This is a genomic window from Nonomuraea sp. H19 (assembly GCF_052068215.1).
Taxonomy (GTDB): domain Bacteria; phylum Actinomycetota; class Actinomycetes; order Streptosporangiales; family Streptosporangiaceae; genus Nonomuraea.
On sequence record NZ_JBQHCV010000011.1, the window covers coordinates 275,094 to 295,854 of the forward strand.

The following is a 20,761-nucleotide window of genomic DNA, read 5'->3' on the forward strand; positions in this document are numbered from 1 at the left end:
CCTGTAGGGGAGGATATCCCACGAGCTAGTCGCGTCCATTGCGCGTCCACCAGGTGAACAGCGCGTCTCCTGAAACAACCTTGTTAAGGGCGGAGCACAATGGATCTCGGGCAGATTGTGAGGATGGCAATGGCCACAGGAAAAATACGGTATTGGGCCGCCGCCAAGGAAGCGGCGGGCGTCGCGGAGGAATCGTACGAAGCGCTCACGCTTGGTGAACTCATGACCAAAATCACACAAAATCGTGCACAACTGGCCCAGGTAGTGAGGCGCTGCTCGTTCCTCGTGGACGGCTCGCCGGTGGGCAAGCGGCCGCATGACGAGGTCGTGCTGGGCGACGGCGCGGTCGTGGAGGTGCTCCCGCCGTTCGCCGGCGGGTGATCGAACGCTTTGCTGGGGAAGAGACATCCCAATCGATAGGCTCTTGCCCCCCGCGTAGACAGGGAGCCCTATGCGCAAGCTGATCGTTTTCCTGATCCTGCTGGTCGTTCTCCTTGTCGCCGTCGACAGGGTCGCGGTTGCCGGGGTCCAGCGCGATCTGGCGAACAGGATCGCGGCCGCCTCCAATCTCAGCGGCACGCCGACCGTGACGATCGAGGGCATCCCGTTTCTCACTCAGGCCGTCTCCGGGCACTATCCGGAGGTACGGTTCGATCTCGGCACCTTCACCTACGGAGGCGTGCCGGTCAAGAACCTGCGGGGAGCCGCCTACGACGTGACGGCGCCCCTGGCCGACGTCCTGCAGAACCGAGCCAACATCCGGGCCCGTCGCGTGACCATCAGCGGCACCCTGACCAGGGCGACGATCGACAAGCACGCGCCGCGCGGCATCAAGATCGGCGGCAACGGGCAGCGGCTCACGGCGTCGGGCGAGGTGATGGTGGGAGCGAACAAGATGAAGTTCAACGCCGAGATGCGGGTGGAGCTGGCCGACGGCGGCATCAAGATCCAGGCAGAGAAGATCGAGGGCTTGCCCGCCCAGCTCGCGCCGCTGGTCTCGTACACGATCCCGTTCAAGGGGAAGCTGCCCTTCGACGTGAAGGTGACCGGGATCAAGAGCGTGGCCGAAGGATTGGAGTTCTCGGCCGAAGCGTCGGACGTGCCTATCCGTGGATGACATCGAACCGGTCCGTCCTCCCGTACGTGATGAGGAGCGTGAGGGAGCGGAGCGAGCGAGCCAATCGGCACAGCAGCGCAGTGCTCACGGGGCCGACGAAGGAGGGCCTGTGAGCGCAGCCGGCACCGCCGACGAGGAACTCGTGAGGACCCTCTTCGACGAGCACGCCGGGCCACTCTACGGATACGTGCTGCGACTGACCGGTGACTCGGGACGGGCGGAGGATGTCGTGCAGGAGACGCTGTTGCGGGCCTGGCGGCACCCCGATGCCCTTACCGACCGGCCGATCCGCGCGTGGCTGTTCACGGTGGCTCGCAACCTCGTCGTCGACCAGCATCGCGCCAAGAAGGCCCGGCCGCAGGAGACCGGTGACGAGGCGCTGGCCGTCCTGCCGGCCGAGGACGACCTGGAGCGCGCGGTCGAGTCGTGGGCGGTGGCCGAGGCGTTGGCCGCGTTGCGGCCCGAGCACCGCGAGGTGCTGATGGAGGTCTACTACCGGGGGCAGTCAGTGAAGGAGGCGTCGGCGACGCTGGGCATTCCGCCGGGCACGGTCAAGTCGCGCACCTACTACGCGTTGCGCGCGCTCAAGCTCGCGCTCGAAGAGCGGGGGCTGGCGCCATGATGACGTGCGAGGAGGTACGCCTGTCCCTGGGCGCGCACGCCCTGGGCGCGCTCGACCCGGACGAGGCGCTGGAGATCGACAACCACCTGGCGACCTGCGAGGTGTGCGGTGCCGAGCTGCTGGAGCTCGACGGCGTGGCCGCGTTCCTGGGGAAGGTGTCCGAGCGCGACGTCCAGCTCGTCGCCAGCCCTCCGCGCCAGGTGCTCGACCGGCTGCTCAACGCCCGCGCCAAGCGGAGCAGGCGGGGCCGGCTGCTGCTGGTCGCCGCTGCCTCCGCCGCGGTGCTGGGGCTCGGTGGCACGATTTGGGCCGTGCTCCAGGACAGCATGCCCGCGCCGCAGACCGCGGCGTCGGCGCCTTTGACCACGCGGTCGCCGGCGCAGGAGGACGCGCCCAGAGTGCTCCAGGACAACGACCAGGCCCCTCAGGCCGAGCTGCGTCCCGCGGAGTCGGCCAAGCCCACGCCGAGGGCCAGCATGACGCCCGTGTCGCCCAAGAAGGCGGTCGCCGGCCGCGAGTTCAAGGGCACGGACAACGGCTACAGCGCCACCGTGATGGCCTGGCCCGTCAACGGCGGCACGGAGGTCGGCGTGCAGGTCGGCGGCGTGCCGATCGGCACGAGGTGCCGGCTGGTCGTCGTGGGCGCGGACGGGCGGCGCGACTCCACCGACAGCTGGGTCATCAGCCGCAAGACCTACGAGGACGACACCGCGGTCAAGAGCACGATCTCGCTGCGCATGCCCGACATCTCCAGGTTCGAGATCGTCGACAGGTCGGGGAAGGTCCTGGTCGCGATCAACGTGCGGAAGTAAACGGGGCCCGGCGTGGTTGCACCCGAGGTGACGGGATTGTTGTCCGAGGGCGAGCTCGGCGTGGCGCTGGGGGAGCGGGCGACGCTGGTGCAGTTCTCCACCGCGTTCTGCCAGCCGTGCCGGGCCACCAGGCGGATCCTCGCCGACGTGAGCGCCCTCGTGCCCGGGGTGCGGCACGTCGAGATCGACGCCGAGTCCCGGCTCGACCTGGTGCGACGGCTGGAGGTCACCGGGACGCCGACGGTTCTCGTCCTGGACGCTGTCGGTAACATCGTGCGAAGGGCCTCGGGCCAGCCGCGCAAACCCGACGTCCTGGCCGCGCTCGCGGCGGCCGTCTCATGATTCGTCTCATTAACCGGACGAGATGTGACAGATGACGAGACGCCGAGTAGTGTCATCGGCATGAACCCATCGACAGAGCTGCTGACGAAGCGGCGCGCGGTTGATTTCTGCCGCGTCGCCACCGCGCTCTGTCGCGCTGCCTGAGGACGATCTAGCGGATTTTGATCCGCCCCAATCGACCGCTTCAGGAGCATCCCGCGATGCCTGCCGCCTTCAGAGTGCCGCGCCTTGCCGCGGCGGCCACCACTACGGTCCCCGGTCACGGGGCGCTGACTGCTGCCCGCGTACTCGATGCTCCTCAAGAGATTCCTCAACGCAGCCTGGGGATCCAACCTTGGCTGCGAGACGCACTCCCTATTCGCCGACCAATGCCCGCCGCCAAAATGGAGGTTTCCCAATGAGCCGCTCCGCCGCCCTGGTGGATGCCGACTGGGTCGAGGCCAACCTCGACACCACTGGCGTCGTCCTCGTCGAGGTCGACGAGGATGTCAGCGCCTACGACAAGGGCCACATCCGTGGCGCCGTCAAGGTCGACTGGCAGCAGGACCTGCAGGACCCGGTCCGCCGCGACTTCGTGGACAAGACCGGTTTCGAGGCTCTGCTGTCGGACCGCGGCATCTCCAACGATGACACCGTCGTGCTCTACGGCGGCAACAACAACTGGTTCGCCGCCTACGCCTACTGGTACTTCAAGCTCTACGGCCACGAAAACGTCAAGCTGCTCGACGGCGGGCGCAAGAAGTGGGAGCTCGACTCGCGCGAGCTGGTCCGCGACGTCCCGCAGCGGCCCAAGACCCAGTACGTCGCCAAGGACCAGGACACCGCGATCCGCGCCTTCCGCGACGACGTGGTCGGCGCCATCGGCAAGCTCAACCTGGTCGACGTGCGCTCGCCCGACGAGTTCACCGGCAAGCTGCTCGCCCCGGCACACCTGCCGCAGGAGCAGGCGCAGCGCGCCGGCCACGTGCCCACCGCCCGCAACATCCCGTGGTCCAAGGCGGCCAACGACGACGGGACCTTCAAGGCCGACGACGACCTGCGCACCCTCTACCAGGAGGCCGGGGTCGACTTCGGCAAGGACACCATCGCCTACTGCCGCATCGGCGAGCGCTCGGCGCACACCTGGTTCGTGCTGCACGAGATTCTCGACCAGGCCAACGTGAAGAACTACGACGGATCGTGGACCGAATACGGCTCGCTCGTGGGCGTGCCGATCGAGCTGGGGGAGGCCCGCTGATGACGACTGCACAGGGTTGCGGAGCGCCGGAGCAGACGATCGCGCTGCCGGCCGGGATCGACCTGGCCAACCAGGCCGTGATCCAGGGCGTGGTGACGGGCGCGGGCACGGCGTACGCGCGGCTGCTCGACCACTCGGGTGAGTTCACCGGCGAGGTCGTGGTGTCCGAGGAGGGCGTCTTCCGCTTCTTCGCCGCGCCGGGTGACTGGACCGTCCGCATCATCGCGGGCGGCGGCGTCACCAGGGATGTCCAGGTGGAGGCCAAGCTGGGCGAGGTCTCCCAGCTCGCGGTCGCCGTCTGAGTCTTTTCGCAGAGTCTTTTCGCAGAAGCCCGCGTCCCGCATGGACGCGGGCTTTCGCGTGCAACGAATCCGGGATCGGCGGTGTTGTAGTCCACGTGAGCAGAGCCGACTGTCTCGACCCGGTGCGCAAGGCGCTCCTCGAGGACCTCGACGAGGGGTTCGCCGAGATGTACGCCGCCTACCGCGGCCTGGTCTTCTCGACCGCGTTGCGGCTGAGCGGGCGCTGGGCCGACGCCGAGGATCTCACCGCGGAGGCGTTCCTGCGGGCGTACCGGGCGCTGGCCGGATACGATCATGACCGCATCGCCGCGCTCCAGCCGCGGGCGTGGCTGATGACGATCCTGATGAACATCTGGCGCAACTGCGCCCGGGCCAAGAGCCGCAAGCCGCCGCCCGACCTGCTCGACGAGCCGGTCGACGCGGTCGATCCCGGCGAGGACGTAGAGGAGGCGGCGGCCCGCCGCGAAACCGGGGACGAGCTGGCGGAGCTGCTCGCCCTGCTGCCCGACGAACAGCGGGCCGCGGTGGTGCTCAGACACGTCGTCGACCTGCCGGTCAGTGAGATCGCCGCGGTGCTCAAGATCCCGCAGGGTACGGTCAAGTCGCACGTGTCGCGGGGACTGCAGCGGTTGCGCGCCATGGGAGGTGCCCGATGACCGAGGATCGGTTGCTCGCCGGACTTGCGGCGCTGGCCGCCGACGCGCCGGATGGGCTGCTCGACAGGATCGCCGCCCGCTGGATACGCGTGCCGGCGCCGCTCATCGCGGGCTCGGCGACATCGGGAATCGTCGCGGACCCGGCGACATCCAGAGTCGTCGCGGAGCCGGCGGCGTCTGGAGTCGGGGACCTGCACGTCGCGTTCACCGATCAGGGCGTGGCCTACGTGCACGCCGGAGAGGGGTTCGCCGCGGCGTTCAGGAAGCGCTTCGGCCGCCCGCTGCTGCCCGCCGCCCGCCCGCCCGCCGGGCTGCTGCCCGCCCTGCGCACCGGCCGGTCGTCCGGGGTGCGGCTGGATCTGCGCGAGCTGGGCGACTTCCAGCGCGATGTGCTGGCGGCGGCGCGTACGATCCCGCGCGGCGAGGTGCGCTCCTACGCCTGGATCGCCGCCCGGATCGGCCGCCCCAAGGCGGTACGCGCGGTGGGTACGGCGCTCGCCGGCAACCCGGTGCCGCTGCTGATCCCGTGCCACCGGGTCATCAGGTCGGACGGTGACGTGGGCGACTACGTGTTCGGCACGGCGGCCAAGGAACGCCTGCTGCTGGCCGAAGGGGCCGACCTGGCGCGGGTGCGGGAGCTGGCAGCGGAACGGGTGTTCTACCTGGCCAGCGACACCACGGGCGTGGTGTGCGTACCGACGTGCCACAACGCCAGGCGCATCACGCCCGCACACCGGCACGGCTTCCGCAGCATCACCCAGGCCAGGGCCGCCGGCTACCGGCCCTGCCGGACGTGCCGGCCCGTCTAGGGCCGGTGGCTACGGCTTGGTGGGATAACGCATCAGCAGCGTGGCGCGGACGATGTCGGGGCCGTGCGCGCGGTAGCCGTGCGGCACGTCGGAGCGCCACGAGATGTGGTCGCCGGGACGGGCCGTGAGCGGCTCGTCGATCGGGCCCGCGCTGAGCGTGCCGCTGAAGACCGTGACGTGCTCGCTCACGCCTTCATGGTGCGCGGGCGAGGTCTGGGTGAGGCCGGGCGGGACGCGTACGCGGTAGAGCTCGTAGGTGACGCAGTCGTCGTCGAACACCTCGAGCAGTTCCGCCTCCATCGCCGTGCCGCGCATGATCTGCGGCTCGGGCGGCGGGTCCAGGATGGCCCCGATCGGCACGCCGAGCTGTGCGGTGATCGCCCAGAGCGTCTCCAGGGTCGGGCTGAGTGTGCCCGTCTCGACCCCTGACAGCGTGGCCTTGCCGATGCCGGCGCGCTTGGCGAGCTCGGACAGCGACACGCCGCGCGCCTGGCGCAGCCGCCGCAGCCGGTCTCCCACCACGCGCGGATCGGTGTCGATCGCGGGCCGTGGCTCCATACAGTCATGCTGCCGCACGTACTGTGCTTCGTGCTCGCGCGCTTGCCTGGATAATAAATTGTCACTGCTCAGGGATGCTCAATGCACTGGCACGCGTACACCTGGACCGGCAACGCCGAGGAACGCGACAGGGAAGCGGAGCGGCGCCCCGACTCGCCCGACTTCCCCAGCTCGGCCGTGCCTCCCATGCGGACCGGCGACTGGCTCGCCAAGCCGCGCTCGCGGATCGCCGCCACCTTCGACGACGTCGACGCGGCGCTGGACTGGCTGAGCTCCCGTTACCGCCGCACGCAGAGCGCGTTCCTGCACCCCGACGGGGTGGGCCTGGCCGAGCGGCTGGCGGTGGCGAAGGACGCCCTGCCGCGTGGCGTGGACGTGCAGTGGGGCGAATGGCTCACCGGCGGCAGGTTCACCACCATCGGCGTGATCTGCTGCCCGAACCGGCACGTTGCTCATCCGTGTCCGATCCGCAAGCCGTAGTGCCGCTTCCGGGGTTGCCGCTGCGATACATGGGACACAACGCTACGATTCGACAGATGTCCGGATCGACAGGTGTGATGGCGCCGCCCCGACCTGGGCCAACGCCGGCTCAGCGGATGCCGTCGCCGTACTCGCTGCCCCTGCACGCACTGCGCCTGGCGGGGAAATGCGCCCTGCCCCTGATCCTCTGGTACGCCGCCGGTGAGCTGGTGCGCTTCGTGCTGCTGTACGGCGCCTCCGAGGTCGCCTACGGAGAATTCCGGCAGGTCCGCCTGGTCGCCGTGATGACGCTGCTCACGCTCATCGTGATGGCGGCGATGACGGTCACCGCCGGCATGCTCTACACCCTGCGCAGCGCGCTGTGGGAAATGCGCGCCAGGGCCGAGGAAGGCGTGGCGGACGAGCCCTTTTTCCGGGCGCTGGACCGGGTCGCCCCGGCCTTCGCGGTCCTCTATCTGGCCTGGGGGTTCCATACGGAGGACGCCAGGGACGTCTACCAGATGGACCTCTTCCATAACTTCCAGGACGGGCTGAACGCGGCCTTCTTCGGTGAGGAGAGCCAGGTCGGCCGGGGGCTCGTCGACCTCGACTGGCGGGTGTCGATCGGCGCGATGGCCGTCATGTTCGGACTGAAGCTGCTGTTCGCGAATCTGGTGGAGAAGGGCAAGGGCAGCTTCTCCGGCTTCGCCGCGGCCTTCTCGGAGTTCGCCTTCGTCTTCTACGGGCTCAACGCGAGCGTCGCCTTCGCCGACGCGCGTTCGGAGTGGGTGGAGCAGCGGAACGTGGTCGCCGGCACGGAAAAGCTCTTCAGCGAGGCCGAGAAGAACGCGCCGGTGTGGAAGGCCATCACCAGCGCGTTCGGCGATTGGTGGCCGCTGTTCATCGATGCCGTCGCCGTCCCGCTGGCCTGGCTCACCGTGGCGATGCTCGTCTTCGGCGCCTACTCCGACCAGGCCCGCGCCCTGCTCAAGGGCACCCGGCTGGAGAAGGGGGTGGACCGCCTCGAAAGCAGCCACGATCTCACGCAGAGGTCGTTCGACCAGGTCACCGGGGGTTTCCGGGACCGCTGGCTGCCGCTGGCCAACTCCCTGCGGATGATCTTCAGGGGTGGCGCCCCTCTGTTCGGCATGATGTGCCTGTCCTACGTGACCATCTCCGTGGCCGTGCAATACGCCGACCGGGGGCTGCGGACGCTCATCGGCACGCGGGAGGAGTGGGTCTGGGCCTACCAGGGGCCGCCGCTGTCGTTCCTGCACGAGATGGTCGTGACCGTGCTCACCATGGCGCTCCTGGCGGCCACGTACGACATCGCGGCCACCCGCGCCCGCCTCAAGGGCGAGCCGCTCAGCGACGTCTGAACCGCACCACGTCGACGTCCTTCTCCAGCTTCTCCGCGTTCTCCCGCTTGAACAAGTCCTCCGTCGGGGTGTCGGAACGGTAGTTCGCCGGCCTGAAAGAGAGCTCGACCTCGTTCGCCACCGGGGTCGGCACGATGGCAGCCCCAAGCATCTTGTACTCCTTGCCCACCTCCAGTCGGTCCGTCGGCCGCTTCCCGACCGGTTCGATCAGGACGACCCAGGTACGGCCGGCGCGATCCGCCAGCTTGACGTCTATGGGCTCGGCGATCTTGGTCGCGCTGGCCTCGTCGAGGACCTTCTTCGTGATGTCCACCCGCAGCCACGTCACTTCGGGACCGTACTTGTTGTCCGCGGGCGGTTTCATGGGGGAGACGGCGGCTTTCCACTCGATATTGTTGATCTTGGCTACTTGGCCTGCGGGGACGATGGTCTCCCTGGTCTCCTTCGTGGTCATCTTGTCGTAGAAGAGGTAGCCGTCATACGTCTGGGCGGCCGTGGTCAGCAGCGACACGACGACGGCGGCTCCCGCGATCATGAGCGTGCGGCGCCTGCGAGGTCGCACCGGCTGTCCCGCGTCGGGGGCAGCGTTCTGCTCGGGGCTTGGCGGCGGCGGCTGCTGTCCATCGTGCGCGGGAACGGAGAACGCAGCGGTCAGGGCCTCTGCGGCGTGAGGGGGCGGTACAGCGCGAGCGGGCGCTGCGGCCTGAGCGGCTGGCGCAGCGTGAGCGGGCGGTGCAGGGTGAGCGGGCGGCGTAACCGGGATGTTCGCGCCTACGACGGGAAGGGGCTGGGTGGCCGCGCCGGCGGGCTCGCGCTGGACGGGCGGCCAGACCTGCTGATCGGGATGTGCATGCCGAACCCGGCTCGGCGGCATGCCACGGCCAGAGGGCATGCCCTGCCCCTGCGGCGCCCCGTGCCTGGGCGGTGCCCCGTGCCTGGGCGGTGCCCCGTGCGCGTGCGGTGCGCCGTGGCCCTGTGGTGCGCCGTGGCTCTGTGGTGCGCCGTGGCTCTGTGGTGCCCCGTGCCCTTGCGGTGCTCCGTGCCCTTGTGGTCCCCCCTGCCCCTGCGGCGGCCCATGTCTGGGGGGCGCGCCCTGTCCGTGCCGCATGTCCTGGCCGGGAGGCGTGCCATATCCCCGCGGCATGCCCGCCGCCTGCGGCGCGTCCCCGGGCGGTGTGCTCTGCCGGGGCGGTGCCTCTTGCCCGGGTAGGGTGCCCTGCCTGGGCGGTGCCTCTTGCCTGATGCCGTGCCTGGGAGGTGCGCCATGCCCTTGCGGCGGCCCTTCCCCGTACGGTGCCGCGGGTCCCTGCGGTGCGCCTTGCCCGGGTGGCGTGTCATACCCGGGCGGCGGCGCCCCGGGGCTGTGGCGCCCAGCCCTGTGCGGCGGCATGCCCTGGCCGACGGGCGGCGGCGTGGCGTGCGCGGGAGGAGTTCCCCAACCGGATGGCGCCCCGGTGCCGGGTTGCGGACCGGTGCCCGGTTGCGGGCCAGTGCCGGAATGGGGTCCGGGGCCGGAATGGGGTCCCGGGCCGGATGGCGTGCCGAAGCCGCCGTGCGGTCCGAGGCCCGCCGGCGGGTCCTGGCTGGGCGGCGGTGGGGGTGGGTCGTCCTCGCGGCGCTGGTCCTTCCGAGGTGCGAACCAGTCGCGCTCGTCGTTCGTGCTCATGCTGCGATCACTTCTTAACGGTCGAGTAGACGTCCTGCGGCGAGGCGGCCAGCTTGCGCGCGCCCTCCTCGTCCAGGCCGAGATCGATCTCGACCTCCGGCTGGTACGACTCCACGATCATCGAGTTGGGCAGCCCGAACAGGATGTGCGCACCGGCCAGCGCCGACGGCGGCACCTCGAAGAAGAACTGGCCGCGAACCCAGATGTCCGGCTGCATCCACTTGCTCGACAGCGTCACGCTGTTGTCCACCCTGTCCGTGGCGTCGAACTTCTTCCCGTCGGCGGTCACCAGCACCGGATCACCCAGGTGGTACGGCTCGAGGCTGGACTTGGCCGAGGCGTTGACGATGAGGAAGAGGTTGTCGGTCCCGATGGTCTTGGTGCTGCTCTGGATCGACTTCGCGGCGGTGAAGGAGTCGACCCGCACGGTGAACCGTCGCGCGTCCACGGCCTCGCCCTTGTCCCCGGCATAGGCGAGCGGATCGCTGAGCTCCCCCTCCGCCAGGTGCAGGGTCTGCACGCCCATGGCAGCGCTGACCAGCAGTAGCCCGGCGACGACGCCGAGCGCCTTGGCCGCTCCGCCGCCGCGCCGGCGCTCCGCCCGCCTGCCGCGGCGAGGCGGGGCCACCGCGGATTGCTCCTGTGTGGCGGTCACGCCGCGTCCCCCTTCTTGACCGGCAACGTCACCCGTGCCTTGATCTCGGGGAGAATGTTCTCGCCGGCCTCTTTGGCGATCAGCTGCCAGCGCGGGGTGTTGCTGTTGAAGTCGGGCTCGAATTCGAACGAGGCCACGTCGAGAGTGATCTTCTCGGGCGGCTGCGCGTTCCCCTTCAGCTGGTAACGGACGATGACCTGACTCGTCACTCCAGGGTGGAGCTGCTTGGTCTCGCCCCCCTTGGCCTGGGCGAAGACGAACGGGCCCGTGCCCTCAGGGAAGGCAGGGGCGATCTTGACCAGAGAGCCGGCGAAGGAGTCTCCTGTGAAGGCCTGCTCGAGCTTCTGGGGCGGCAGACCTACCGCGGCGGTCTCCTCGCCCTTGTTGGTGACGTCGAAGACCAGCTCCACGAACCGCTTGTCCTCTTCGAAGTCGAACTCGGCCTTCTGCACCTTCACCCGCGACTCGACGAACTTGGTGGAGAATCTGCCTTGATCGAACACCGCACCCTGGCCCAGCGCCTCCGGCTCTTCAGGGGCCTCGCTGAGACCGCCCAGGAGGGCGGTGATGCCGATGGCGGTGAACGCCACCAAAGCGACTGCGGGCACCACTACCGGGCGTCGGGGCTTGTCGCTGCTGCCGCCGGAGGGTTCCGTCATGGGTATGGATGGTAGTAGGAATCCTCCGTCCCATCTGCCGCAATGCTCCCAATCGGACAGGGTGAATTGCCAAGAACCCTGCCGCTATGGGGCTTGAAGCTCATACGCTGTCACGAAGCGGAAAGGGCTGCCCCCTGCTCCTAATGACATATCGCGGCCGGAGGGTCACGTGACGGACGTGCATCCCGAGCATGCCCAGCTCCAGGCGGACCGCATCTACCTGGGCTGGCAGTACATCCTGCTGCATCCCGACCCGGGCCCGCCGCCCAAACGCCCCTCTCCCGTCGATGAGCAGGCCGCCACCGCCCCCGACCCCGCCGAGATGGAGCTGCTGCGCCGGGAGCGGCTCCAGGAGGACATGCTCAACCGGCCGGTCCGGACCTTCCGCCTGTTCATGCTGGTACTGAGCGTGCTGATCCTCGCCGCGGCCGTCGCCGGCTACCTCGCCTGGTCCTTCGCGCTCGTCGGGCTCGCCGCCGCCGGGGGCGTGGCCGTGATCTGCAGTTACGCGCTCCTGCAGGGCGATCGGGCGGTCAAATACCGGGTGATGGAGCAGCAGGCCAAGGACGAGCGCCAGCGCCAGGAACGTGACAGGGAGCTGTTCCGCGCGCAGGAGGAGCACGCGAGGCGCTACCGCGAGTGGCAGGACTCCAAGGAACGCTACGACAGGCAGCTCACGTGGTACGCGGTCGCCGTACCGCACGAGATCGACCGCATCGACGTGGCGGGCGGCACCTTACCGGGGTGGTCGGCGCTGATCACGCTGCTCGGGGCCACGCGCCTCTACAGCGGCGGGCACCTGACCGTGCTGGACCTGTCCGAGGGCGCGATCGCCAAGGACCTGATCGAGCTGGCCCGCAAGGGCGGCGACGACCCGCTGGTCTGGGTGCTGCCGGTGGATCTGCCCCGGCTCGACCTGGGGGCCACGCTGAAGCCGGAGGCGTTCGCGGACGTGCTGGCGCACGTGGTGAGCGTGAGCGAGGAGCATCGCACGACGCGCGACCTCAGCTTCGACAACGCGATCCTGGAGCGGGTGCTCGAAGTACTCGGCGAGAACGCCACGATCAGCCAGGTCACAGCCGCGCTGCGGGCGCTGGCGCAGGTGGGGGACCCGCGCGACGACCTCAAGTTCGGGCTGATCACAGCGACCCAGTTGGAGCGCATCGGCACGCTGTTCGGCCGCGGGGTGAGTGACCGGGTGGTGATCGAGCGGGCCTGGGCGCTGGAGTCCCAGTTACGCAAGCTGGAGACGCTCGGCACCGAGGCCGTACGGCTGCCGCCCGCGAGGCTCCGCGTGGTGAGCATGGACCGGCAGGCGGGCGTGTTCGGCAACCGGGTGCTCGGCACGTACGTGGCCACCGCGCTGACCCACATCCTGCGCCAGTCGCCCGCCTCCGACCGGCCCTGGTATCACACGATCATCGTGGCGGGCGCGGACAAGCTCAGGGGCGACGTGCTGGACCGGCTGATGGACGCCTGCGAGACCTCGCGTACCGGACTTGTGCTGACTTATCGGTCCTTGACGCCAACCGTGCGGGAACGTCTCGGCAGGGGGCACGCGGCGGTGGCGTTCATGCGGCTGGGCAACGCCGAGGACGCCAGGGTCGCCAGCGAGCACGTCGGGACCGAGCACCGGCTGGAGCTGGCCCAGCTCACCGAGACGATCAGCGACTCGCTGCCGGGCCTCGACGGCGGCTACACCTCCACGATCTCGCAGGTGGACGACGTCAGGGAGATCAGCGGCGAGGGCAGTACCGATCTCGCCGAGGGCATCACGGAGTCCACCGAATGGGGCAGGACCGCCGACAAGATCTCGGAGAAGGAGCGGGTGCTGCAGCGCTCGCGCGAGTTCCTCGTCGAGCCGCACCAGCTCCAGCAGCTGCCCACGACGTCCGTGATCGTCACCGACGCCACGGCCCAGGGCAGACGGGTACGCCTGGCCGACGCGAACCCGGCCATTCTGACCTTTCCCAAGACCACTCTCGGCGAGCTGGAAGAGGTGCGCGAGGCTGTATTGGCGCTCGACCCCGCGGCGCAGGACGGCGACGAGGAGCCGCCGCCGAACCTCGGGCCACCACCGCCACGCCTGGACTGGCGCAAGGGCAGGCAATGACATGGTCAATGTCAAGGTGACGAGCTGACGGTTGGCGGAATTTAGCGAATAACCGTCTGTGGGGGATTGAAAATGCAGCTGAGCGGGCCCTGGTATCGAATCCAATCGATTGCGGCACCCTCGCGATGCTCGTCGGCGGAGTGGGATTTCGTCACCGTGCTGCCTGCGGTGCTGTCGGCGGCGCAGCGCGACCGGCCGTTCGTCATCGGGTGGCTGTCGCGGGGTTCCGGCGCGCCGCTCGAACTGATCACCAACGCGGGGCCGCTGTCGCCGCCGCGCCAGCCGCGCCGGGCCACCGACGTGCCCGGCCACCCGAGCGGGCCGCAGCCGCTGCTGTTCCCCGGCGGGGCACGAGGGGTCCAGCTGTCGGACGAGTACCTGGCCGACCTGGCGGACCTGGTGTGGGCGCCGTGCCCGGGGCGGCAGGCGCCGCCGCTGGGCAGCCGGGGCAGGGAGTTCGACCCGGATGAGCTCAGGCGGCCGACGCTGTTCGAGGCGACGCTGGTGACGCTGATGTCGCGGCCCTTCGCCTGGCTGGTGGTGGCCGAGCCGACGGACCTGCTCGACGCCGAGGTGGCGCACCTGCGTACCCAGCTCAACGTGCTCAGGCAGTACGGCGACGCCTCCGAGCGCTCCCGCTTCGACGCCGAGCGGGCCGAGCGGCGCATGCAGGAGCTCGACGCGTTCAGGGAGGCCGGGCTCTGGAACGTACGCGTGCTGGCCGGCGGCGCCACCGCCGAGGAGCTGCGGCAGATCGCGCCCGTGCTGGTCGGGTCCGTCGAGATGAGCCACCACCCGTACCGGCTGCGCAGCTCCCACGGCTCCGTCCACACGCTGTCCGAGGCGCTCGCCATCACCATGCAGGATCCGGCCGACGGCGCCGCGGCTCCGTTCGCCGCCACCGCCGGAGCGCTCGCCGCGCTGGCCGGGCTGCCCAGGCGCGAGGTGCCCGGAGTACGCGTGCTCGACTCGGGCTTCTTCGACGTGACCTCGGAGGCCGACGAGGGCGAACTGGAGCTGGGCGAGATCCTCGACGGGCAGGACAGGGGCGTCGGCTCGTTCCGGGTGCCGCTGGCCACGCTCAACAGGCACGCGTTCGTCACGGGGGCGACCGGATCCGGCAAGTCGCAGACGGTCCGGCACCTGCTGGAGCAGCTCAGCAGGGCCCGCATCCCGTGGCTGGCCATCGAGCCGGCCAAATCCGAGTACGCCGCCATGGCCGGCCGCGTCGACGAGCCGGTCACCGTGATCAACCCGTCCGCGCCCGACGGCGTGCCGTTCAGCATCAACCCGCTCGAACCCGAGCCCGGCTACCCGGTGCAGGCCCACATCGACATGGTCAGGGCCCTGTTCATGGCGGCGTTCGACGCCGAGGAGCCGTTCCCCCAGATCATGTCGCTGGCCCTGCAGCGCGTCTACGAGGCCACCGGCTGGGACGTCGTCACGGGCGGCGCGGTCCCCGGCTCCAACGTCCCGCCCAGCATCCCCACCCTGGAACAGCTCCAGCAGCACGCCATGGACGTCATCAAGGAGATCGGGTACGGCCGCGAGGTCCAGGCCGACGTCGAGGGCTTCATCTCGCTCCGGCTGCGGTCGTTGCGCGTCGGCTCGGCCGGGCGCTTCTTCGAGGGCGGCCACCCCGCCGACATCGGCGGCCTGCTGGAACGCGACGTCGTGCTGGCCATCGAGGACGTGGCCAACGACGAGGACAAGGCGTTCCTCATGGGCACGCTGATCATCCGAATCGTCGAGCACCTGCGCATGCGGGCCCGCCAGGAGAAGTCCCACGAGCTGCGGCACGTCATCGTGATCGAGGAGGCACACCGGCTGCTGCGCGACCGCGGTCACGGACGGGCCTCCACGCACGCCGTGGAGCTGCTGGCCGGCCTGCTCGCGGAGATCAGGGCGTACGGTGAGGGCATCGTGGTGGCCGAGCAGATCCCCACCAAGCTCGTCTCCGACGTCGTCAAGAACACCGCGCTCAAGGTCGTGCACCGGCTGCCCGCCGAGGACGACAGGAAGCTCGTCGGCGCCGCCATGAACCTGAGCGACGAGCAGTCCCGCCACGTCGTCTCCCTCCAGCCGGGCTCGGCGGCGGTGTTCGCCGACGGCATGGACCGGCCGCTGCGGGTACGCGTACCGCTCGGCGAGTCCAGGGAGAAGGTCCTGCCCGGGCCGCCCCCGCCCATCCGCGGCCGCAGGTCGGCGGCGTGCGGGGCGCAGTGCCGTACCGGGCAGGCCTGCACGCTGGTGGAGCTGCGCGAGGCCGACGTGCTCGCCGACGCCCCCGACTGGGCGTGGCTGCGCATCTGGTGCGACACGGTCGTCCTCGCCTTCGTCAGCAACCGGCCGCTGCCCGGGGTGCCGCGCGCCCTGTCGGCCGCCTGGTCCGAACTGCCCGCGCGACGCCGGGAGTGCCTCCTGGCCACCCTGATCGAACGCTCGGTGCAGCGCCGCGCCTGGTCCCTGCGGAGCTGGTTCGACCCGTCACTGCTCACGGAGAAGGCCGCGGAGACCGCCACGCGCCTGCTCGCCGGGCTCGACGGCGGCGGCGAGCGGCCGGGCGCCTCCTGGGTCATCCCGCAGGTGCGGTGGCTGCACGAGGTCGACAGGCTCTTCCCGTACGGCCGGCCCGCCCCGGACCTGCGCAACCCCGCCCCTCCCATGGAGTACGCCCTCTTCCGCCAGCCGCCGAACGGCAACGGCTCGGCTGATCGGGCGCACACGGAGCTGCTCGGCCACCGGGCCAAGGCGCTGCGACACCATCCGCTGTCGATGGAGGTGGATCACAACCGGGCGCTGGCGTGGCGGGTGATCCTGGGGGACGACGAGAGCGAAGCGGTGCAGCGGGACATCACGACGGTGGCGGTCGGCATCGAGTCGTCGGCCCGGCTCCGGCACGTGGGGCAGACGATGGGGGCCGGATGGCTGGAGGGGGTGCTGTCCTGGCCGCGCCGCTTCGTCCTGCCGTTCGAACACGGCGGCGCCCCGGAAATCTCCTTCACCGAACCCGCGGCCCCATCCCCGTGATCCCGGTCCAGGAGCGCGACCTCGTATGGTGGCAAATAGCCGTGTGCGTCACCAGAGTATGGGCCAACGCCGACTAGGATCCATGGGCATGACCCAGCTTCCTCTGCGGGCCCAGCTCGCCAGCGCCCTGGGCCGCAGTGCCGCCACACTGTCCCGGATGACCGGGCGCGGCGACGGCTCGGTGATCGGCGGGCGAGTCGGCCTGATGCTCGAGCCCGACCTCTTGCGCAAGCTGGCCCGCGATCGCAAGCTGGCCCTGGTCAGCGCCACCAACGGCAAGACCACGACGACCCGGCTGATCACGTCGGCGCTGCTGGAGCTGGGCGAGGTGGCCACGAACGCGTACGGCGCCAACATGCCCGCCGGCCACGTCTCCGCGCTCGCCCAGCACAAGGCCGCCCCCTACGGCGTGCTGGAGGTGGACGAGAAATACCTGCCCGAGGTGCTCGACACCACCGGCGCCAGCGTCGTCTGCCTGATGAACCTCAGCCGCGACCAGATGGACCGAGCCGCCGAGATCTGGCTGCTCGCGCAGAAGTGGCGCAGGGCGCTGTCCGGCAAGCCCACCCACGTCATCGCCAACTGCGACGACCCGCTCGTCACCTGGGGCGCCTCGACGGCCGCCAAGGTCACCTGGGTCTCCGGCGGGCAGCGGTGGAAGGAGGACTCCTGGTGCTGCCCCGAGTGCGGCGGCCCGCTCGACCGCAAGGACGCCTTCTGGGCCTGCCGCGAGTGCACGTTCCACCGTCCTGAGCCGCAGTGGGCGGTCGACGACGACGTGGCGATCGACCCGCGCGGGCAGCGGTGGCTGCTCGACATCCAGCTCCCGGGGCTGGCCAACCGCTCCAACGCGGTGATGGCGCTGGCGGTGGCGGAGGCGTTCGGGGTGCCGGTGGAGCGGGCGCTGCCCCGGCTGCGCGAGGTCACCTCGGTGGCGGGCCGCTACACGACGGTCGAGCGCGACGGCCGCTTCGCCCGGCTGCTGCTGGCGAAGAACCCGGCGGGCTGGCTGGAGGCGTTCGACGTCGCCGATCCGCAGTTCCCGATCATCCTCTCGGTCAACGCGCAGGGCCCCGACGGCCGCGACACCTCGTGGCTGTGGGACGTCGACTACCGCATCCTGCGTGGCCGTCCCGTCTTCGTCACCGGCGAACGCCGCCTCGACCTGGCGCTCCGGCTCGACGTGGCGGATGTGCCGTTCGCGCTGTGCGACACATTCGCGGAGGCGCTGGCCATGCAGCCGCCCGGCCGGGTGGACGTGATCGCCAACTACACCGCCTTCCAGCAGATCCGATCGGAGTTCGGCCGTGCCGTCTGACAGCGCCCTTCGCCTCGTCTGGATCTACCCCGACCTGCTGAGCACGTACGGAGACCAGGGCAACGTCCTCGTCCTGGAGCAGCGGGCGCAGCGCAGGGGCATCGCCACCGAGACGATCTACGTACGCTCTGCCGACCCGGTGCCGGAGACCGGCGACGTCTACCTCATCGGCGGCGGCGAGGACCGCCCCCAGATCCTGGCCGCCGAGCGCCTGCGCAGGGACGGCGGCCTCCACCGCGCCATCGCCCGCGGCGCGGCCATGCTGGCGGTGTGCGCCGGATACCAGATCATGGGCAGTACGTTCGGCGGCGAGGAAGGCCAGCCGGTGGACGGGATCGGTCTCCTCGACATCGCCAGCTCGCGCGGCCCTGCCCGGGCGGTCGGGGAGCTGGTGGCGGAGGTGGACGCCGCGCTCAACCTGCCCACGCTGACCGGCTTCGAGAACCACATGGGCGTCACCCACCTGGGACCCGGGGTCAAGCCGCTGTCCAAGACCATCAAGGGCGTGGGCAACGGCGACGGGTTCGAGGGGTGCTACGCGGGCCACGTGGTGGGGACCTATCTCCATGGTCCGGCCCTGGCCCGCAATCCGGCGCTGGCTGACCTGCTGCTGTCCTGGCGGGTGGGGGAGCTGGCTCCCTTGGACGACTCCCGCTATGAGGCGCTCCGCCAGGAACGCCTGACGACCGTCCTCCAGCCCTGACCCTTCCGGGCTTCCGTTCCTCGTTACGCGGCGTCCATCCCTTTCGGGCTGGGCGCCGTTCGCGTTGTACCTGACAGTTGACATGCAGCCATTCGGTTGCCTAATTTGAACATGCAGCCAAACGGCTGCATATAGGGATGGCGATAGATGGACGAGGTCTTCAAGGCGCTGGCAGACCCCAGCCGCCGCCGGTTGCTGGACAGCCTGAACGCCCGCAACGGGCAGACCCTGCGCGAGCTGTGCTCGGGTCTGGACATGGCCAGGCAGTCGGTCAGCAAGCATCTGGCCGGGCTCGAGGCGGCCAACCTGGTGACCACCGTGTGGCGCGGCCGGGAAAAACTGCACTACCTCAACGCCGAGCCGATCAACGCCATCGCCGAGCGCTGGATCACCCAGTACGACCGCCACCGAGCCGCCGCACTGGCCGATCTCAAGACCGCACTGGAGGACCCCCAAGTGGCCGACACCGATTTCGTCTACACGACGTACATCAACACCACCCCAGAACGCCTCTGGCAGGCGCTGACGGACCCTGCCTTCACCCGGCGTTACTGGGGAGTCGCCCTGGAGTCCGACTGGAAGGTCGGCTCGACGGTCACCTGGAAGCAGGACGGCGTCACGATCGAGGATCCCGAGCAGGTGGTGCTGGAGTCCGAGCCCGGCCGCCGCCTGGCCTACGCCTGGCACACGTTCACGCCGGAGTTCGCCAAGTCCGTCGGCTTCGACGACGAGACTCTCGCCAGGATGGCCGCGGAGTCCCGCTCCAGGGTTACCTTCGACATCGAGCCGCGCGGTCAGATGGTGAAGCTCACCGTCATACACGGCGGTTTCGAGCCCGGGAGCGTCGTCCGGGAGTCCGTCAGCCAGGGCTGGCCGGAGCTGCTGTCCAACCTCAAGACCCTGCTGGAGACCGGAGAAACCCTGACCACCGTGGACTAGGAGGAAGGGCTGCGGCCCGCGCGACCGGCATCCCGCCGGGCTCGGTCAGTAGACCAGGGCCTGGGCGCCCTCGGCGACGACTTCCTCGACGAACGCCGGGGCGCCCGCGATGCGGACTCCGTCGATGAGATCGTCCACGGTGATGTTCCTGCGGGCCGCGCACTGCGTGCACAGCGTCACCTTGCCGGCCGCCAGCACGGCGTCGAGCAGGTCCGTCAGCGGCGCGGCATGCGGCAGACCGAACTCCTTGGCCCGGCCCGGCAGCGCGAACCACGACGATTCGCCGGTCAGCCACAGGGAAACGGATACGCCGCTCGCGAGGGCGGCGGCGGCGACCGTGAACGCCTGGTTGCAGCGCTCGGGGGCGTCGGCCCCGGCGGTCACCTTGATCACCAATGATCGTGCCATGCCGTCACCCTACGCCCCTCGCCCCAGAACGAGGCATCTGGCTGGAGGCCGGCACCCCGCCACTAAGCTTGGGGCACATGGAAGAACCTGAGGTGCACCCTGACCTGGAGCCGATCGCGTTCCTGCTCGGGCGCTGGGAAGGCGCGGGCGTGGGCGGCTACCCGACGATCGAGAGCTTCAACTTCGGGCAAGAGATCGAGTTCGGGCACAACGGGAAGCCGTTCCTGACCTACGTGAGCCGCACCTGGCTGCTCGACCAGGACGGAAACCGGGTCAGGCCGCTGGCCACGGAGTCGGGCTACTGGCGGCCGCGGCCGGACCGGCAGATCGAGGTGGTGCTCGCGCACCCGACCGGGATCGTCGAGATCTACATCGGCGAGGTCGTCTTCCACAAGATCGAGCTGCGTACGGACGTCGTCGCGCGCACCTCTTCGGCCAAGGAATACACCGCGGGACACCGGCTGTACGGGCTGGTCAACGGCAACTTGATGTGGGCCTACGAGATGGCGGCCGTCGGTCACCCGCTCACGGACCATATGTCCGCCGAGCTGAAAAAGGTAGCTTGATCAGATATGAGCACGCCTTTCACCGCTGACGCCATCGAGGCGATCAAGCGCCACATGAACGACGACCACGCCGAGGACGCACTCATCATCGTACGAGGGCTCGGTGGCCGGCCCGCGGCGACCTCGGCCGTGACGAGCGACGTCGACGCCGAGGCGATCGAGTTCGTCGTCGACGGCGGGGAACGGGTGCGGGTGCTCTGGGGCGAGACGCTCACCGAGCGGGCCCAGGTGCGCAAGGCCGTGGTGCGGCTCTATCGCGAGGCGTGCGGCAAGCTCGGCATCCCTGCCCGGGGCGAGCACTGATCACCGCCCGGGGCGGGTGGACATGAAAAAGGGCCCCGGGCGTCACTCCGCCTGTTGTCAGGCGGGCCGGATGGACCATGGTCGGGATGGGATCCCGCCCTCCGGCTG

24 protein-coding genes are annotated in these 20,761 nt (G+C 69.9%); 19 read left to right on the forward strand and 5 right to left on the reverse strand.

What is annotated here, in order from left to right; all coding sequences use genetic code 11:
• Positions 1–129 precede the first annotated feature (129 nt).
• From ACTMTI_RS25805 to ACTMTI_RS25850, 10 genes are all read left to right on the forward strand, one after another.
• Positions 130–381, forward strand: a complete 252-nt coding sequence (locus tag ACTMTI_RS25805) for a MoaD/ThiS family protein (RefSeq protein WP_441123158.1) — start codon at positions 130–132, stop codon at positions 379–381.
• A 70-nt stretch (positions 382–451) separates the two neighbouring features.
• Positions 452–1,117 (forward strand): LmeA family phospholipid-binding protein, encoded by a 666-nt coding sequence (locus tag ACTMTI_RS25810; protein WP_441123080.1) that lies wholly within the window; start codon positions 452–454, stop codon positions 1,115–1,117.
• Between the two features lie 109 nt (positions 1,118–1,226).
• The gene (locus ACTMTI_RS25815; protein WP_441123081.1) at positions 1,227–1,739 is read left to right on the forward strand and encodes a sigma-70 family RNA polymerase sigma factor; all 513 of its coding nucleotides are present in this window, start codon (positions 1,227–1,229) and stop codon (positions 1,737–1,739) included.
• Positions 1,736–2,551, forward strand: coding sequence for a zf-HC2 domain-containing protein (locus tag ACTMTI_RS25820; protein ID WP_441123082.1), 816 nt, complete (start codon positions 1,736–1,738; stop codon positions 2,549–2,551). The genes ACTMTI_RS25815 and ACTMTI_RS25820 overlap by 4 nt, the downstream gene beginning before the upstream one ends.
• A gap of 12 nt (positions 2,552–2,563) precedes the next feature.
• Positions 2,564–2,893 (forward strand): thioredoxin family protein, encoded by a 330-nt coding sequence (locus ACTMTI_RS25825; RefSeq protein ID WP_441123083.1) that lies wholly within the window; start codon positions 2,564–2,566, stop codon positions 2,891–2,893.
• 60 nt (positions 2,894–2,953) lie between these two features.
• Entirely contained in the window at positions 2,954–3,037 is an 84-nt protein-coding gene (locus ACTMTI_RS25830) for a putative leader peptide (protein WP_350668905.1), read from the forward strand.
• Positions 3,038–3,290: 253 nt separating this feature from the next.
• A complete protein-coding gene (locus ACTMTI_RS25835) occupies positions 3,291–4,130 on the forward strand; it encodes a sulfurtransferase (RefSeq protein ID WP_441123084.1) in 840 nt (279 codons plus the stop codon).
• Positions 4,130–4,432: a DUF1416 domain-containing protein gene (locus ACTMTI_RS25840; RefSeq protein ID WP_441123085.1), complete on the forward strand. Its 303-nt coding sequence runs from the start codon at positions 4,130–4,132 to the stop codon at positions 4,430–4,432. The genes ACTMTI_RS25835 and ACTMTI_RS25840 overlap by 1 nt, the downstream gene beginning before the upstream one ends.
• Positions 4,433–4,527: 95 nt before the next feature.
• Complete coding sequence (locus ACTMTI_RS25845) at positions 4,528–5,088, forward strand: RNA polymerase sigma factor (protein ID WP_441123086.1); 561 nt, start codon at positions 4,528–4,530, stop codon at positions 5,086–5,088.
• On the forward strand, positions 5,085–5,897 hold the full coding sequence (locus ACTMTI_RS25850; protein ID WP_441123087.1) for a methylated-DNA--[protein]-cysteine S-methyltransferase: 813 nt from the start codon (positions 5,085–5,087) through the stop codon (positions 5,895–5,897). The genes ACTMTI_RS25845 and ACTMTI_RS25850 overlap by 4 nt, the downstream gene beginning before the upstream one ends.
• Before the next feature lie 9 nt (positions 5,898–5,906).
• On the opposite strand, the gene ACTMTI_RS25855 is transcribed toward ACTMTI_RS25850, so the two are convergent.
• A complete protein-coding gene (locus ACTMTI_RS25855) occupies positions 5,907–6,455 on the reverse strand; it encodes a helix-turn-helix domain-containing protein (protein WP_441123088.1) in 549 nt (182 codons plus the stop codon).
• An 81-nt stretch (positions 6,456–6,536) separates the two neighbouring features.
• Here ACTMTI_RS25855 and ACTMTI_RS25860 point away from each other — a divergent pair, with 81 nt between their 5' ends.
• Positions 6,537–6,935, forward strand: coding sequence for a hypothetical protein (locus ACTMTI_RS25860; protein ID WP_441123089.1), 399 nt, complete (start codon positions 6,537–6,539; stop codon positions 6,933–6,935).
• Positions 6,936–7,051: 116 nt separating this feature from the next.
• Positions 7,052–8,293, forward strand: a complete 1,242-nt coding sequence (locus ACTMTI_RS25865; protein WP_441123090.1) for a hypothetical protein — start codon at positions 7,052–7,054, stop codon at positions 8,291–8,293.
• On the opposite strand, the gene ACTMTI_RS25870 is transcribed toward ACTMTI_RS25865, so the two are convergent.
• The 3 genes from ACTMTI_RS25870 to ACTMTI_RS25880 form a co-directional block, all read right to left on the reverse strand.
• Positions 8,280–8,855 (reverse strand): hypothetical protein, encoded by a 576-nt coding sequence (locus ACTMTI_RS25870; RefSeq protein WP_441123091.1) that lies wholly within the window; start codon positions 8,853–8,855, stop codon positions 8,280–8,282. The genes ACTMTI_RS25865 and ACTMTI_RS25870 overlap by 14 nt on opposite strands.
• A 1,111-nt stretch (positions 8,856–9,966) precedes the next feature.
• Entirely contained in the window at positions 9,967–10,614 is a 648-nt protein-coding gene (locus ACTMTI_RS25875; protein ID WP_441123092.1) for a hypothetical protein, read from the reverse strand.
• Positions 10,611–11,273 (reverse strand): hypothetical protein, encoded by a 663-nt coding sequence (locus ACTMTI_RS25880; protein ID WP_441123093.1) that lies wholly within the window; start codon positions 11,271–11,273, stop codon positions 10,611–10,613. Before ACTMTI_RS25880 ends, ACTMTI_RS25875 begins: the two co-directional genes overlap by 4 nt.
• A 169-nt stretch (positions 11,274–11,442) precedes the next feature.
• On the opposite strand from ACTMTI_RS25880, the gene ACTMTI_RS25885 reads away from it, so the two are divergent.
• From ACTMTI_RS25885 to ACTMTI_RS25905, 5 genes are all read left to right on the forward strand, one after another.
• On the forward strand, positions 11,443–13,386 hold the full coding sequence (locus ACTMTI_RS25885; RefSeq protein ID WP_441123094.1) for a hypothetical protein: 1,944 nt from the start codon (positions 11,443–11,445) through the stop codon (positions 13,384–13,386).
• A gap of 156 nt (positions 13,387–13,542) precedes the next feature.
• Complete coding sequence (locus tag ACTMTI_RS25890) at positions 13,543–16,416, forward strand: ATP-binding protein (protein ID WP_441123095.1); 2,874 nt, start codon at positions 13,543–13,545, stop codon at positions 16,414–16,416.
• 88 nt (positions 16,417–16,504) lie between these two features.
• Positions 16,505–17,734 carry a MurT ligase domain-containing protein gene (locus ACTMTI_RS25895; RefSeq protein WP_441123096.1) on the forward strand — a complete coding sequence of 410 codons (1,230 nt, stop codon included), beginning with the start codon at positions 16,505–16,507 and terminating at the stop codon, positions 17,732–17,734.
• Entirely contained in the window at positions 17,724–18,437 is a 714-nt protein-coding gene (locus ACTMTI_RS25900) for a type 1 glutamine amidotransferase (RefSeq protein ID WP_441123097.1), read from the forward strand. Before ACTMTI_RS25895 ends, ACTMTI_RS25900 begins: the two co-directional genes overlap by 11 nt.
• A 147-nt stretch (positions 18,438–18,584) precedes the next feature.
• On the forward strand, positions 18,585–19,376 hold the full coding sequence (locus tag ACTMTI_RS25905) for an ArsR/SmtB family transcription factor (protein WP_441123098.1): 792 nt from the start codon (positions 18,585–18,587) through the stop codon (positions 19,374–19,376).
• 45 nt (positions 19,377–19,421) lie between these two features.
• Here ACTMTI_RS25905 and ACTMTI_RS25910 read toward each other — a convergent pair whose 3' ends face one another.
• Positions 19,422–19,784, reverse strand: coding sequence for a DsrE family protein (locus tag ACTMTI_RS25910; RefSeq protein WP_441123099.1), 363 nt, complete (start codon positions 19,782–19,784; stop codon positions 19,422–19,424).
• Between the two features lie 77 nt (positions 19,785–19,861).
• Between ACTMTI_RS25910 and ACTMTI_RS25915 the strand changes: the two genes are divergently transcribed.
• Both ACTMTI_RS25915 and ACTMTI_RS25920 read left to right on the forward strand, forming a co-directional pair.
• Complete coding sequence (locus ACTMTI_RS25915; protein ID WP_441123100.1) at positions 19,862–20,350, forward strand: FABP family protein; 489 nt, start codon at positions 19,862–19,864, stop codon at positions 20,348–20,350.
• 6 nt (positions 20,351–20,356) lie between these two features.
• A complete protein-coding gene (locus ACTMTI_RS25920) occupies positions 20,357–20,653 on the forward strand; it encodes a DUF2470 domain-containing protein (protein WP_441123101.1) in 297 nt (98 codons plus the stop codon).
• Positions 20,654–20,761 lie beyond the last annotated feature (108 nt).

What these genes read in the sequence shown, in the direction of transcription:
- ACTMTI_RS25835 (WP_441123084.1), top strand. Translation starts at nt 3,291, where the DNA reads ATGAGCCGCTCCGCCGCCCTGGTGGATGCCGACTGGGTCGAGGCCAAC.
- ACTMTI_RS25860 (WP_441123089.1), top strand. Translation starts at nt 6,537, where the DNA reads ATGCACTGGCACGCGTACACCTGGACCGGCAACGCCGAGGAACGCGAC.
- ACTMTI_RS25810 (WP_441123080.1), top strand. Translation starts at nt 452, where the DNA reads ATGCGCAAGCTGATCGTTTTCCTGATCCTGCTGGTCGTTCTCCTTGTC.
- ACTMTI_RS25830 (WP_350668905.1), top strand. Translation starts at nt 2,954, where the DNA reads ATGAACCCATCGACAGAGCTGCTGACGAAGCGGCGCGCGGTTGATTTC.
- ACTMTI_RS25905 (WP_441123098.1), top strand. Translation starts at nt 18,585, where the DNA reads ATGGACGAGGTCTTCAAGGCGCTGGCAGACCCCAGCCGCCGCCGGTTG.
- ACTMTI_RS25865 (WP_441123090.1), top strand. Translation starts at nt 7,052, where the DNA reads ATGCCGTCGCCGTACTCGCTGCCCCTGCACGCACTGCGCCTGGCGGGG.
- ACTMTI_RS25880 (WP_441123093.1), bottom strand. Translation starts at nt 11,273, where the DNA reads ATGACGGAACCCTCCGGCGGCAGCAGCGACAAGCCCCGACGCCCGGTA.
- ACTMTI_RS25805 (WP_441123158.1), top strand. Translation starts at nt 130, where the DNA reads ATGGCCACAGGAAAAATACGGTATTGGGCCGCCGCCAAGGAAGCGGCG.
- ACTMTI_RS25920 (WP_441123101.1), top strand. Translation starts at nt 20,357, where the DNA reads ATGAGCACGCCTTTCACCGCTGACGCCATCGAGGCGATCAAGCGCCAC.
- ACTMTI_RS25840 (WP_441123085.1), top strand. Translation starts at nt 4,130, where the DNA reads ATGACGACTGCACAGGGTTGCGGAGCGCCGGAGCAGACGATCGCGCTG.
- ACTMTI_RS25855 (WP_441123088.1), bottom strand. Translation starts at nt 6,455, where the DNA reads ATGGAGCCACGGCCCGCGATCGACACCGATCCGCGCGTGGTGGGAGAC.
- ACTMTI_RS25915 (WP_441123100.1), top strand. Translation starts at nt 19,862, where the DNA reads ATGGAAGAACCTGAGGTGCACCCTGACCTGGAGCCGATCGCGTTCCTG.
- ACTMTI_RS25820 (WP_441123082.1), top strand. Translation starts at nt 1,736, where the DNA reads ATGATGACGTGCGAGGAGGTACGCCTGTCCCTGGGCGCGCACGCCCTG.
- ACTMTI_RS25910 (WP_441123099.1), bottom strand. Translation starts at nt 19,784, where the DNA reads ATGGCACGATCATTGGTGATCAAGGTGACCGCCGGGGCCGACGCCCCC.
- ACTMTI_RS25895 (WP_441123096.1), top strand. Translation starts at nt 16,505, where the DNA reads ATGACCCAGCTTCCTCTGCGGGCCCAGCTCGCCAGCGCCCTGGGCCGC.
- ACTMTI_RS25850 (WP_441123087.1), top strand. Translation starts at nt 5,085, where the DNA reads ATGACCGAGGATCGGTTGCTCGCCGGACTTGCGGCGCTGGCCGCCGAC.